Here is a 13990-nt window from a genome sequence, read left to right as displayed (position 1 = left end):
TATAAAAATTAGATGATGTCGATAGTGGTTTTATCAGGATTTCTTCCTGCCTATCGACTCTGACTTTCGAATCCACTGGTTATCCTCCCTGAATTAAGAAATGATCATTGATCCTGAAATTTCAAGATTTGCCCTTTCAAATTGCATTTTCACCCCTGCAATTTTCTCTAACTTGTCTCTTCCTTCTTGTATCGCTAAAATTATGCCATCACAATGTTTCGCAATGATATTTCCATCAGGTTTATTTAAACTATCTGATGTATGGAATAAAATGAGGTCAAAATCCTTCTTCCATTCTCCAATCAGAGTTGGAAGGGTCTCTAATGTTAATAAAGTTGCCGGTTCATAAATGGCTTCGCTTGTAGGTATACAGAATAGATGACCCTTTATATGTATAGCATGATCGTTAATGGGATTCTCATTTAAAAGCAAGTTGGTCAAACCAAATGAATTATCGATATTAAACACTTGATGGAGCGAAGGTTGACGCAGATTAGCATCCACTACCAACACTCGTTTACGCTGCTCAGAAAAGGCAAGTGCTAAGTACGCGGTAGCATTCGAAATATTCTGTGATTGTGAAAGAGATGTAATCAGTAATATTGAATCGCCTTTTTGAAGATTCGACTCGATATTGGTACATATTGAATAAAATTGCTCTTTATTGATTTCATTTAGGTAAAAGGATTGTTTCCTTGTGAATTTAATACTCACTATATTCACCCCGTTTTGTGGAAGGTAAGGTTTTATATGTAGTTTTACGATTTCTGTTTTTCCTTTTGGTTTTCAAATCCAGCCTCCCTAATAATGGAATTCCAAGAAGTTCAAGCTCCCTATCGGAGTAGGTTGAATCATCAAAGTGCTCTCTAAGAAGTGCTAAGCCTATTCCAGCAAAAAAGCCTATTACGATTGAAATGGCTATAATGAATTTCGGCTTTGGGAAAAGCAGTTCTGCTTGTCCCATTTCATTATCATTGAGAATACTAATCTGTTTAACTTTTGTAATGTCTTTAAATTTGGCTATTGAATGCATCGCGACAGTCTGGGCGATGTCTTTAGCGGATTCAGGATGTGAATCCTTGACGGTAATGGTAATGATTTGTGAATTATCTCTATTTGTAATGGAAACTTGCTTAAGTAAGTCATAGCTTGAAGTCTTAAGGTTCAATTCCTCCTTAACTCCTATCATGATTTGTGGACTTTTAATGATGTCCATATAAGATAGTGCAAGCTGTCTGTTCTCTTGTACTTTGTTTATGGAAGCTTCCTTTTCATCCATGCTTAAAGATCCTGCCAGAACTTGAGTGGAATACTGATAGGTTGGTTTCATAAGGTACATGGACGAAAAAATAATGAAACCAGTAATACAAAGGGTAGAAAGAATAATGATAAATATTCGCTTTTTTAAGATTCGTATAAAATCTTTAATTTTTACTTTTTCATTCATCGATTTCACCACTTTTTTAGAGATAGTTAGAATACGTTCACAACTTGCAAAAAATTTTTATAAAATAGTAAGCAATTATCCTATTTTGCGTTTTAAAGCTATGTGATCTTTGGAAATTACTTTTTCTTGTTTGTTTCTTGTGAAATACGATCCGAGCTTCATGCATGGTTTTTCCACGAGTAGATAGGACGCTGAAGAGAGTAAAAAAGATAAGAAAAATGAAAATATCAATATTAAACCGGTAGGCAGCTTGTTATAGAATAGGTACATCAATGAGAATAAGGATATGAGATGGTACAAATATAGGCTATATGAAATTTTCCCGAGAAGAGTTAGCAATCTAGACCTTAAGACCGTCGAAATTTTTTTGGAACATACGCTCATGATGATAAAAACGCAAACACCGAACGAGACCACATAATCCCTGAAAATATAATTGTTAAAAAAATCCACTTCGCCAATGATTCCTTCGTACATAAAACAAGTAATTGCCCCCAACAACAATGCGATTTTTACAGGTTTTTTCATTTTCAAGGTATAGGAAAAGAGTTCATGTCGATATTTCGCTATTATTGCTCCCATTAAAAAAAGAGTACTGTAATGGAAACTTAAAAGTATGCTGGTTATATCCACACTAGAACCAAACAAATACAAAAACAAAGTCGATGAAACAATTAAAACAAAAAGCCATAATAAAGAGTTTTTAAGCTTTTTTCGTACAAATAAAAAAATCAATACAGGAAAAATAATTGAAATTCTCATTTCGTGTACAAGGGACCATATCACATTGTTATAGGCGTCTGTATTGTACTGCCCAATAAACAGAAGATGTTCTATTAATAAGGTAGGAGTATCCAGGGCTGTCCAAGATTTACTAAACCAGTTGGTGATAAAGGGCAAATCAATTTGACTTAATAGCATTTTAGCCAATATAGCCAGGCTTATTGCTACTAGATATGGTATATAAATTCGAAACACTCGTTTTATTAAGTATGTAGAATAGTGGAATTTAGCACTATTAACTGATAAATACAAAACAAAACCACTCAATACAAAGAATAGAATGACAGACTCATTTCCACTGCTGAAAAAAAGGCGTAGTGGAGTTTCCTTGAATAAATAAAACATGTCGGAGCTGTTTGAATCATACTGATAATTAGCATAAGAAGGGTATACCATCAAATAATGCCCGATTAACACTGCGAGAGCGGCTAAACCCCTTAATGAGTCGAATTCCTCATATCTAGTCATATCCTCCTCCATATGAACCTTTTTTTTTATAATATAGCACTTGTTCTCAATAAAGTATAGTAAGTTCTTTAAAACAGACAAAAAAAGACAAAAAATATAAAGTTAACCATAATATACCAATCATAAGCTCGATTATGTAATGTTTAATCAGCGAATAATACTTCTGGAGAACAGTTGAAGACGGAATACATCATGCTAAACTTCGGCACATTGGCTAAATCATGTTCTTATCACCTAAATCAACATAAGTTTTAAAGATCAGCTAGCAAGATTTGAGATGGTTAACATACAAGTAGATGAAAAGAGATACAAATAACTAGAAAAGATTAATAATGAAATTATTGACAGAATAATGTAAAGATGGTAAGTTCAAATTAATTATTCGTTATAGAGAACAGTTTGTTCGTTGTGGGTTATGACATATCTATCGGAAATGTAAAATAATAGATTTTACTATTTAATATATACCTGTCATTTTTATTAAAAGCAAAAGCTCCATTAATAAATTATAGAAGAAAGGATGATTTTTAATGCCTTTATACCAAATGAGAGAAATATGGACACCTTTAAAATTAGTTGGAGTTAAGTTTTTTAAAACAGAAGAAGGATCTATTTTTATGAAAGTATTTAATAAACGTCGTAGAAAGTTAATGTAATTATTATTTCGCGTTATGCTTGTTGTGATGATGCAAAAATTCCCAATACCTAGTTGTTTTTTTGAAGATATTGTAGAATGATGACGGAAATTAACGAAAATTATTTTAATTAATTCGTCAGGTTTTTAAGTATAATTAACTTGCATATAGTATTAATACGTAGCAAAAATTGTCATGGGGTATGTCGACTCAGAAAAGTTAAAATCGCATATTTTGGCCATGAAACTAAAGTTGAAAACATACTGTTAAATATTCTTGAGAAAAGCAAACCTATTGAAAAATAGGGACGCAAAATTACAGGTCTAAGGCTTTGCTAAGACGGCTGTGTTACCACAAATTAGGCGGAATTGAATGGAAGCAAACAATGAATTGGAAGAATGGGTTTATTTAATGTTAGAGGCGAAAAATTCAGGCTTGTCCATTAAAGATGTGAATGATTTTATCGTAGAAAATGGATCAAGAGAAAAACATTGTATCATGGGATAAGCAATATGTACCTTAGGGAAGGCTGTTATACAGTCTTCTTTTTTTGTTTTCATTACCCGATAATTACCGTAAAAGGTATCCAAAATAAACAGCATGGGAACAATAATAAGAATTTAACTAATTTGAGAGGGATTTTTATTATGGATGGACTTAATGCTTTTATGAAGGGATTAATATGGGGAACTTTATTCAGTGTACCGTTATGGTTGTCATTTTGCGGTTGGATAAAAATAATAATCAATTTTATAAAGTAAGCGCTTAATATTTAGATTATAAAAAAATACCTAGGCAGGATTTAACATGATGATCATTGAATTTAGTTAAAATACATAATGCGTTAGTCGCAACCTTCTACAGATTTGCGAAATATAGCAAAAAAATTGTTAATAAAAACTTAAATATTTTTGTTTATATGCCGATACTACATATAGAGATCAAGCAAAGTGACTTCGCAAAAGGCGATGTCAGATAGCTGCCATCAAAATAGAAGGAGATTATTTGATGACAAAAAACAAATTCATTACGTTCGAGGAAGTTTATGAAAAGAAACAGAGAAGCAAGAAAATTTTTATTGGGACTTATATTACTATTATTTTAGTTTTGATTTCATTAATGACTTATTTTATGGGACAAGCATAATATGGGGTGTCGAAGGGGCTGAGGAATCGGTCCTTTTATTGTTTTTTATCCATATATATTGACTAATACTGAATATTAAGAAAATGTTAATTTTCAGTTATTTTTGCACTATTAAACTAGTTTCCGCTTGCCAATCCCTGCTATATATGTGATTATCAGATAAAAGAGATATATTCCTTATTTTTGAAATAATATGGAAAAACTCAATAAATGGTGGAGTGGAAATTTCAAATGGATTTTTTTGATATTTTAAAAGACACTTTTGCAAAAGGAGAGTCTGGGCAGGATGTTACTGTAAATGAACTTGTGGAGGAGATCAAGGAGAAATTAAGCGGAATCATCGAACAACCTGATAGTATATGATAGATACTTGTCCCGACCTTACTTGGAATCTTCTGTTTTCCTTTCATTTATCGATGGAGAAGGCGTCATCGAATTTAAAGAATATTTCGATACATATAATTAAGGAGCATTCCTACAACATGCTTCTTTTTTTATGCTTTTCTCCTATATATATAAATGAAAGATAACCTGTGAAAAGTTAAATTCTAATAGGCGTTTTTGGCGAGTATTCTCTGATGCAGGTGCCTGTATCATTTTTCATTGGCAGCGCGGTTGAAAAAGCGTATCAAAGCTGCGATTTAATTCGGGTGATTATGGGCATTATCTTTTCCTTTTCAGTATGATTTGTAGGACGGTACTTAAGAAAGTGAAGAACTGGAGTCTGGATAAGGTTGGAGGGCAGCATAAAACGGCCTATGAAATTCCAGTTACACAGGTCTTCAATTCTCGCATTAGGATGTATATTGAATAAGATTACTATGTCGTCACAGAAAAAGGCGAATACTGTTTGTTATGGGATTATCGGTTTAAATAGATTCCTCTCCTTTTTCAGGCTCATGTTCGTTTTATTGAAAAGGGAGAGGTGATGCTCTCATGTAAAGCCGAAAAGAGCTACTTCTCATGAAACATATTTCATTCTTGATCGATCACTGATGGCTTTCAGAATAAACATTTTGTCCTGTTTGCTTAGCATAGCCCAGCTGCCTGCTTTGATTTTCATACAAATCCACTCCTTTTGTTTAGGATTATTTTTATAGTTGATGAATGATGGTTGATGGAATTCCGGGTCCAAAGAATAATAGCGTCAAGTGATGAAAGGGGCAAGGGGAAGATGGAATTGTCAGCTCATATTAGATTATACCGTCTTTTTATGCCTAATAAACAACAAATATTCCAACAAATCTCTACAATTGGTGTTCGTTTTTTGTCAGAATATTGGACGGGAAAAATGAAAAAGCTGTCAGGATGCGGGTCCGGACAGCTCTTTCATTTTTTCTTAATTGATGGATAATTGTTCTTTTAATTCGGATTGAACCTTTTCTTTTTCTTCATCCGACACGATATTATAGTAGACTCCGTCGATTTTCGTTCCATTTCCTGGAATGGTTGCTTGGGTTATGCTTTTGCTTGCGTCCCTGTAGTTCTTTTGGATGTCCATCATGTCATCAAACGTCAAATTCGTCTGGATATTTTTACTTAATGCATCGAAGACATCATCGTATTTCGTCAGGGATGAAAGGCTAGCGCCTTCCTTGATGACTGCCTCGATGATGGAACGTTGTCTGGATTGACGGCCATAATCACCATTCGGATCATCATATCTCATTCGTGAATATTTAAGCGCATCTTCTCCATTAAGATTAATGCTTCCCTTGGCAAAATGGACACCTTCATAAGTGAAGTCCAAATCGTTTTGCACAGTCACACCGCCGACTGCGTCAACGATATCCTTAAAGCCTTCCATATTGATCTTCATATAATAGTCGATTGGGATATCGAGGAAGTTTTCAACGGTATCCATGGACATTTTCGCGCCGCCGAAGGCAAATGCATGGTTGATTTTATCCTGTGTACCATGTCCGACGATCTCGGTCCGTGTATCACGCGGAATGCTTAGCATTTTGACCGATTTCTTTTGCGGATTGACTGTCAAGACGATCATTGTATCTGAACGGCCTTTGTCGCCATCACGTTCATCGACACCGAGCATGAGCATCGAGAATGGCTCCTGATCGGATAGTGCAAGGTCTTTTGTTCGTTTATCCGTAGTACGGTCTATTGGTGTATGCATCGTGTCAACGGTTTTTGTCAGTGAATTCCATACGGAGTAGGCAAAGGCTCCCCCAGCTAATATGAATAGCAGGACAATTATCCCGACTACCTTCAGCCATGTCCGTTTCTTCTTCTTCTTTTTTTCATGTCTCATATTTTACTTCCTTCCTCTTTTTGTAACCACTTCGTCTATTATATTTAATTTCAATATAAAAGAATAGTATATTTTACTACTTTATAATACCTTTGACATATTTGGTATCCAATAATAGGTTTTTGCAGCGACTTAAAGTTTAATAGTTTTTTATTTCTGGTTAAAAGTTTTATGAAATGAATGCTATTCTAGCAATGGTTTTAAAGCTATGACTTTGTAGTAGCACGCTAAATAAAGGGCTGGATTACTTCTAGGGAAATAGTCATGGGTTTTTCGAAGTTTCCTGGAAAGGACCTTTTGCAAACGGTGCTTCCAGGTTCCTTTTCTATTCCCAGTGACAAACAAACGGGTATCCCGGTATCCGCCGCTGGTCGAGATGTGTTTTCATTTCCCGATATACAGGTCTCAGTTTGGCAAGCAGTATGTGACCGTGACAAAATCCGGGCAAAGGAAAGCGTCCGTGTAGCATTTCATTCAATATGTAACTCCGGAAAAAATTCCCGAGTTTTTTTATTAAAAAGTAAGGCCCTTTTTTAAAAGTTGAATAGAATGGAAAAAGTGATTCTCCATAGATTTATCTAGGCGTACAACGATTTACTGCAAAATTGGGTGATTAGCAGAGTCCGTATTAGAAAGCAGGCGCATATATATGCAGTACGGATATCATTAAAGTATAAATAACTATTGGAGGCTAAAGGAAAAATGGAAGAGACTGTAGGTTTACCGTACCTTGATGCTTTAACAGGGAAATTTGTGAGGGTGTTTAAAGGCGGGCCTGATTCTAGAGAAGGCAAGCTTTTAACAGTGGAGAGCGATTATATCTTGCTTCAAACAGAACAAAATCAACTCGTGTATTACGCAATCGATCATTTGAAAATAGTTGTCGGGAATACGAAAAAAGCACAACTTGATCTATTTCCAACCAACGATGAAGAAACAGTATATCCAGCAAATTTTTTAGAAGTGCTGGCATCACTTCAAAATTGCAGCATTCAAGTGAATGGCGGCGGTCCGTTATCTAAAGTTGGGCGGGTTATAGATGTGAAAGCGGAGTTTTTAGTTTTATCCACCGAGAAAGACGGGCTTGTTTTATTCCCGATTGCCCATATTAAAAATGTAACAGTTTCAGAACAGGCGTTCGATGAGATTTCACCTGAATTTTGTGATAATGGTATTGAAACATTTAATGGCTTACTATCGCGGTTAGTCCACAGCTGGGTATCCATCAATGCTGGAGGACCTGAGAAGGTTGAAGGCATCCTTATGGAAGTGGCTGACAAGTACCTTATCGTTGTGCATAATCAAGAGTTATTTTTTGTGACAACGGACCAAGTCCGATTCGTAGCTTTAACTGTGCAGGTAAAGGAAGAGGAAGAAGCTGAAGACGAAACAGGTGAAAAGGATGCAGATGGAGGTTCGTCAGACGGAGGAGCATCAAACGGAAATTCATCTGGTGGAAGTTCAGCAAACGGAAATTCATCTGGTGGAAGTTCAGCAAACGGAAGTTCAGCAAACGGAAATTCAGCAAACGGAAGTAAAAGTTCATCAGATGAAAGCAGTTCATCAGACGAAAGCAGTTCATCAGCCGAAAGCAGTTCTTCATATGAAAGCAGTTCTTCATATGAAAGCTCTTCAAGCTCAAGCTCAGAGGAAAGATCAGGAAGACGCAGAGGTCCTCGTGTAAATGTATTCAAGCAAATGTGGATTGAGAACCTAATCAAGGCATCGAATCAAAACATCCGGTAAAGAAATACCAAACAGGTACAGCAACCAAAATCGAGTTGTTGTGCCTTCTTATGGAAGGTGGACATGCCGCTGTCGCCAGTGATGGAATCATTGGGATTCATTATCCAGATTTGATTATTTTTTCATTCTCAAAAGTTTCCGTTCAAATGCTTTTAGAATGGCCAAGCAAGAGGTGAGGTGGTGTCAGGTGGGACAAAGCATAATTTACTGTTTGTTTGATATTAATAGAAAGGGGGAAGCGACGCTTGTTAGCAAAACATATAGGCCAGTATATGGTACTGGAGCTCGCTGGGAATATACAAGAAGCGGGGATTTTAATTGAAACAAGCTCGGACATCATCGTTTTGTATACTGGAAAAGTGTACCGTTACGTTCCATTCCGGCACATTAAGAATTTTTCCTTTCCGATGATCGATGAGGAGATTGGTTCGGGAGGAGGGCCGGAGATCAACGAGACATCGTTCCGGAAATTACTGATGAACGCGAAGGGGATGTTTGTTGAAATCCTGCTCACGAAAAAAAACTCGGTTCATGGTTATATCGTGGGCATCATGAATAACTATTTCGTCTTTTATTCGCCAGTTTTTAAAACGATGTTCATCTCGATGGATCATTTAAAGTGGCTTTCGGTTTGTGATGATGAAAAGGGTCCATACGGTTTGAATAAAGGGGAACAATTGGCACAGGTTTCATCTTTAAGCTGGGCCAGGACATTGGAGGAACAGGTGAAAAAGCTAACCAATAAACTGGTGGTGCTCGACTTGGGGATGCACCCGCAGAATATTGGTATGATCTGTGCGGTGAAAGATGGCATCATTGAGATGGTGAATGCTCAAGGGGAGGCGATTTTTGTCAACATGAGGCATGTTAAAAGTTTTCATTTCCCACAATAAAGAAACTCCGGGTCTGAAGTGATCCGGAGTTATTTCTTTTTCTCGATATTTTCATAGACCGAGGCAAGGGCTTGTTCAAATTTCCCGCTCTTTTTCGGTTTGTAATATTTTTTGCTGCGCAGTTTGTCCGGTAAGTATTGCTGCTTCACCCAGCCATTCTCGTAGTCATGCGGATACAGGTAGCCGATGCCGCGTCCGAGTTCAGTGGCTCCTTTGTAATGGGCATCCTTAAGATGATCCGGTACATCTCCACTATGGCCGCTGCGGATGTCGGAAAGAGCCGCATCAATCGCGACAATGGCCGTATTCGATTTAGGCGAAAGGCATAACTCGACCACTGAGTTGGCAAGTGGAATCCGGGCTTCAGGAAACCCGAGCCGTTCAGCGGCTTCAACTGCAGCGAGGGCCCTTGGACCAGCCTGCGGATTGGCAAGACCTATGTCTTCGTAGGCAATGACCACCATGCGGCGGGCGATGCTGACAAGATCGCCGGCTTCGACCAGGCGCCCCAAATAATGAAGGGCTGCATTCACATCACTGCCGCGAATTGATTTTTGGAAAGCCGACAGAACATCATAATGGGCATCTCCATCCTTGTCATGTGAGAAGCTTTTTTTCTGCATGCATTCCTCGGCAATTTGCAGATCTATATGAATCGTTCCGGACTCATCTGGTTCGGTGGAAATGACGGCGAGCTCAAGAGCGTTGAGGGCGCTGCGGACATCTCCGTTCGAAGCAGTCGCGAAATGGGTAAGGGCATCAAAGCTGACATCCGTTTTATGCGCACCAAGCCCCCGCTCTTCATCATGAAGTGCCCGTTCCAGAGCTTTGGTTAAATCATTGGTTTCCAATGATTTGAGCTCGAAAATCTGGCACCGGCTTCGGATGGCCGGATTGATTGCATGATAGGGATTGCTGGTTGTTGCACCGATCAAGGTGATCATCCCGTTTTCAAGATATGGCAATAGGAAATCCTGTTTTGCCTTATCGAGTCGGTGAACCTCATCAAGAAGCAGAATCACTTTCCCGGACATCTTAGCCTCGGCTGCCACGATTTCCATATCCTTTTTATTATTGGTCACCGCGTTCAGCGTCCGGAAAGCAAACTTCGTGCTTCCGGCAATCGCACTTGCAATCGAAGTCTTGCCAATTCCCGGCGGACCATACAGGATCATGGAAGAAAGCTGCTTGGCTTTCACCATCCTTGCGATAATTTTCCCTTCACCGACCAGATGCTCCTGCCCGATGATCTCATCAATCGACCGAGGCCGCATCCGGAAAGCAAGCGGTTTAATATTCATTGCGCACCTCTCCTTTTTATATAAGGTATCACAACTGATGGGGGAAATGCGCTGATTATGCTGTAAAAGAGGGTGATTTCCTTTTATGGTAGTCTGTTGGGGGAATTAATTTGTGCTGTGAGGTTGATAATTCGATCTACCAGTGGACTAATTCGACCTACGAGCGGAAAAATCCGACCTACGAGGGAACTAATTCGACCTACCGGCATAATAATCCGACCTATCCTTCTATGAGAGAATTTAATAGATAAACTCTGCCTTTAGTATGGCCGGAATGATTCAGTTTCAGTGAAAGTAAGAGTTTTTTTGCACTGGATGGGGATTGGAGTTGGAGGAAGTTTCGAAATTCGCTGTTGGTAATGGTAGGTTTAACGAGGTATAGATAATCATAAAGTGCCGAAATGTGAGCATCTAGGGAAATATCCAAACAGGTACGGCAAATCCACTTTTTTGTTTTCCGCTCCATGGTAAATGCCTGACACTTGTTGCAGAATACTCCGGTTTGGAGGGCGGCTATCGGAATTCTATAATTCTCCAGCGGTTTAGGAATATAAGGGATGTGACCATCAAGCAATAGATTTGATAATCGTTTCATTGCTCTATTAGAAAGGACCGCTTCGTTATACTTGTTTTTTAATTCCTCAATTTTAAGTAGAATTCGATCCTTACGTATCACTTTTCTATTAATATCCGTATTCACGGCCCGAATGATCGTTGAAGAATTGGCACTGACAACGAGGGTTTCAACTGGAAGGTTGTTCGTCCTTTTTGTTTTTAACCAGTCTAACAAGTGCTGTCGCTGCCGGCTCACTTGCAATATGGGATCATCAAAAGCTTCGGTTTTTCCATCGGGATTTGTACGGATAAGTTGATGGAAAGTGTTGTCGAAAAAGATTTCCCCAGCCATGTTTTTGACTTCAAGGATTAAAAGGAAAAAGGATGTGAGAATGAGGATGTCCATTTGGAAGGGGAAAGGTGATCCAATTAGTCGGAGGTCATGAAAGAGTAGATACTCTTTTTCAGGAAGGGATTTAAGAGATTGGAAGACTCTGTTTTCACCATTGTATCCTGCCTTGATTTTTTGATATCTTCAATTATTGCCGTTTGCTTCGCATGTCCAGGAGGTAAGCGTCTCATCAGAGCTTCGAGCATGTCTATTTTTAAAGGCATCTTGCAGTTTTTAATGATCATGATAACCACTCCTTATAGATTTAAGTAAAGTATTCTCGATTAATAAAGTGATTTCCTGTATTACAGTGAAAATAAATGTGGCATGGATGAACTTTTGTATTAATTCGACCTACACCCGCAATAATCCGACCGTCCGCTCGAAAAATCCTTTCTAGCGCACAAAAGTTCGGCCACCCGAGCAAAAATCCGGCTTAGCAAACAATAATCCAACCGTTCGCGCAAAAAATCCGACCTATCCCCGCAATAATCCGACCGTCCCGAGCAAAAAATCCATCCTAACCCAAAATCCTATCCCACACCCAATTAAAATTCGTCAGTCCATCGGTTACAATCCACTTTTTCCTACCTCTCCAATTAGGATAATTTGACAAATAAAGGGCGGGTGAATGCATTTCCAGCGGGAATATGCTATAATTTCAAAAGAATTTAGAAACGGATAAATAATTTGAGGTGTATATGTATGAAGATATCTACTAAAGGCCGTTATGGTTTGACGATTATGATCGAGCTTGCTAAACATTATGGAGAAGGCCCAAAGAGTTTGAAATCGATTGCCCAGACGCATAATCTGTCGGAGCATTATTTGGAGCAGTTGATTGCGCCGCTTCGTAATGCGGGGTTGGTGAAGAGTGTCCGCGGTGCGTATGGCGGGTATGTCCTGTCCAAAGATCCTCAGGAGATTACTTCGGGTGATGTCATTCGTGTATTGGAAGGTCCGATTACCCCTGTTGAAGGAATTGAGGATGAGGAGCCGGTGAAGCGTCAGCTTTGGATCCGGATTCGCGATGCTGTGAAGGATGTATTGGATAATACGACGCTTATGGATTTGGCGAGCTACAAGGATACGGGTGAAATCGATTCTTATATGTACTATATTTAATTGATTAGCAATGCGCCTATTATGTAGGCGCTTGCGTTTTTTTAATGGAGGCGACAAAAAAGTGGACAGAATATATTTAGATCATGCTGCGACTTCACCGATGCATCCAAATGTGATCGATAGGATGATGACAGTCATGAGCCATGACTTCGGGAATCCGTCGAGCATTCATGCTTTCGGGCGGGAGGCGCGCCATGTTTTGGATGAGGCGCGTTCGAGTATTGCAGCGAGCATCGGTGCGGGGCGGAATGAAATCATTTTCACGAGCGGTGGAACCGAGGCGGATAATACGGCGATCATTGGTGCTGCGAATGCTTATAAAGATAAAGGGAAGCACATCATTACGACGGAGGTTGAGCATCATGCGGTTTTGCATACATGCCAATTCCTTGAGAAGTCTGGCTTTGAGGTCACATATTTACCTGTGAATGAAGCGGGGCTTGTTTCAATTGCCGATTTAAAGGCGGCATTGCGGGACGATACGATTTTGGTTTCGGTCATGTTCGGCAATAATGAGGTTGGAACGATCCAGCCGATTGCCGAAATTGGACAGCTGCTCAAGGGTCATCAAGCCATTTTCCATTCGGATGCGGTTCAGGCATATGGCTTGATCTCTATCGACGTTCAAGAGCTGGGTGTGGATTTGCTGAGTGTATCCGCGCATAAAATCAACGGTCCAAAAGGGATCGGCTTTCTTTATATACGTGAAGGCTTGAAGCTGAATCCACAATTATATGGCGGGGAACAAGAACGCAAGCGCCGTGCTGGTACGGAGAGTGTGCCGGCGATTGCCGGTTTTGCAGAAGCCGTTTCAATTGCACAAAGCATGATGAAAGAGAAAAAGGAGCAATACAAGCGGTTTAAAGACGTATTGCTTGCCGTCTTTGATGAGGCGGATGTACAATATGAAATTAACGGATCTATGGAACAGTCGCTGCCGCATGTGCTGAATGTCAGTTTTCCGGGTACGAATGTGGAATCGATGCTCGTTAATATGGACTTGGCAGGTGTTGCTGTATCGAGCGGATCCGCTTGTACTGCTGGGTCAATCGATCCGTCGCATGTGCTTGTGGCGATGTTCGGGAAAGATTCGGAGCGGACGAAGAATTCGATTCGTTTCAGCTTCGGTCTGAACAACACGGAAGAGGAAGTAAGGCAGGCGGCTGAAACCACCGTTAAAATCGTTAATAGATTAGTGAGAAGATAATTCTTACTTTAAATAAATGAGGTG

Annotated in this window: 13 protein-coding genes and 1 riboswitch; of the genes, 6 read left to right on the top strand and 7 right to left on the bottom strand. The window is 39.1% G+C overall.

Going from position 1 to position 13990, the window contains the following annotated elements:
• Positions 1-93: 93 nt before the first annotated feature.
• The 3 genes from J7E52_RS09070 to J7E52_RS09060 form a co-directional block, all read right to left on the bottom strand.
• On the bottom strand, positions 94-714 hold the full coding sequence (locus tag J7E52_RS09070) for a CpsD/CapB family tyrosine-protein kinase (RefSeq protein WP_214745144.1): 621 nt from the start codon (positions 712-714) through the stop codon (positions 94-96).
• The gene (locus J7E52_RS09065; protein WP_214745142.1) at positions 704-1447 is read right to left on the bottom strand and encodes a YveK family protein; all 744 of its coding nucleotides are present in this window, start codon (positions 1445-1447) and stop codon (positions 704-706) included. The genes J7E52_RS09070 and J7E52_RS09065 overlap by 11 nt, the downstream gene beginning before the upstream one ends.
• A gap of 75 nt (positions 1448-1522) precedes the next feature.
• Positions 1523-2698 carry an acyltransferase family protein gene (locus J7E52_RS09060; protein ID WP_214745140.1) on the bottom strand — a complete coding sequence of 392 codons (1176 nt, stop codon included), beginning with the start codon at positions 2696-2698 and terminating at the stop codon, positions 1523-1525.
• Positions 2699-3607: 909 nt separating this feature from the next.
• A riboswitch (cyclic di-GMP riboswitch) is annotated at positions 3608-3689 on the top strand.
• Positions 3690-3705: 16 nt separating this feature from the next.
• On the opposite strand from J7E52_RS09060, the gene J7E52_RS09055 reads away from it, so the two are divergent.
• Both J7E52_RS09055 and J7E52_RS26870 read left to right on the top strand, forming a co-directional pair.
• Complete coding sequence (locus J7E52_RS09055) at positions 3706-3840, top strand: anti-repressor SinI family protein (protein WP_214745138.1); 135 nt, start codon at positions 3706-3708, stop codon at positions 3838-3840.
• An 870-nt stretch (positions 3841-4710) separates the two neighbouring features.
• A complete protein-coding gene (locus J7E52_RS26870) occupies positions 4711-4842 on the top strand; it encodes a YwzD family small protein (protein WP_255294649.1) in 132 nt (43 codons plus the stop codon).
• Positions 4843-5818: 976 nt separating this feature from the next.
• Here J7E52_RS26870 and tagU read toward each other — a convergent pair.
• A complete protein-coding gene (gene tagU / locus J7E52_RS09050; RefSeq protein ID WP_214745136.1) occupies positions 5819-6748 on the bottom strand; it encodes a polyisoprenyl-teichoic acid--peptidoglycan teichoic acid transferase TagU in 930 nt (309 codons plus the stop codon).
• A 702-nt stretch (positions 6749-7450) separates the two neighbouring features.
• Here tagU and J7E52_RS09045 point away from each other — a divergent pair.
• Complete coding sequence (locus J7E52_RS09045; protein ID WP_214745134.1) at positions 7451-8494, top strand: hypothetical protein; 1044 nt, start codon at positions 7451-7453, stop codon at positions 8492-8494.
• A 245-nt stretch (positions 8495-8739) separates the two neighbouring features.
• The gene (locus J7E52_RS09040) at positions 8740-9387 is read left to right on the top strand and encodes a DUF2642 domain-containing protein (RefSeq protein WP_214745132.1); all 648 of its coding nucleotides are present in this window, start codon (positions 8740-8742) and stop codon (positions 9385-9387) included.
• A 29-nt stretch (positions 9388-9416) separates the two neighbouring features.
• Here the strand turns inward: J7E52_RS09040 and J7E52_RS09035 are convergent, their stop codons facing one another.
• The 3 genes from J7E52_RS09035 to J7E52_RS09025 all read right to left on the bottom strand — a co-directional run bounded on the left by J7E52_RS09035 (position 9417) and on the right by J7E52_RS09025 (position 11879).
• Positions 9417-10682 (bottom strand): replication-associated recombination protein A, encoded by a 1266-nt coding sequence (locus tag J7E52_RS09035; protein ID WP_214745255.1) that lies wholly within the window; start codon positions 10680-10682, stop codon positions 9417-9419.
• Between the two features lie 226 nt (positions 10683-10908).
• Positions 10909-11766: a nuclease-related domain-containing protein gene (locus tag J7E52_RS09030; protein WP_214745253.1), complete on the bottom strand. Its 858-nt coding sequence runs from the start codon at positions 11764-11766 to the stop codon at positions 10909-10911.
• A complete protein-coding gene (locus J7E52_RS09025) occupies positions 11673-11879 on the bottom strand; it encodes a hypothetical protein (RefSeq protein ID WP_214745130.1) in 207 nt (68 codons plus the stop codon). The genes J7E52_RS09030 and J7E52_RS09025 overlap by 94 nt, the downstream gene beginning before the upstream one ends.
• A 460-nt stretch (positions 11880-12339) precedes the next feature.
• Between J7E52_RS09025 and cymR the strand changes: the two genes are divergently transcribed.
• Both cymR and J7E52_RS09015 read left to right on the top strand, forming a co-directional pair.
• Positions 12340-12759: a cysteine metabolism transcriptional regulator CymR gene (gene cymR / locus J7E52_RS09020; RefSeq protein ID WP_034308657.1), complete on the top strand. Its 420-nt coding sequence runs from the start codon at positions 12340-12342 to the stop codon at positions 12757-12759.
• 61 nt (positions 12760-12820) lie between these two features.
• A complete protein-coding gene (locus J7E52_RS09015) occupies positions 12821-13966 on the top strand; it encodes a cysteine desulfurase family protein (protein ID WP_214745128.1) in 1146 nt (381 codons plus the stop codon).
• Positions 13967-13990: the final 24 nt, after the last annotated feature.

Source organism: Bacillus sp. ISL-34 (assembly GCF_018613325.1).
Taxonomy (GTDB): domain Bacteria; phylum Bacillota; class Bacilli; order Bacillales; family DSM-1321; genus Peribacillus.
This window is presented reverse-complemented; position numbering and strand designations above follow the sequence as displayed.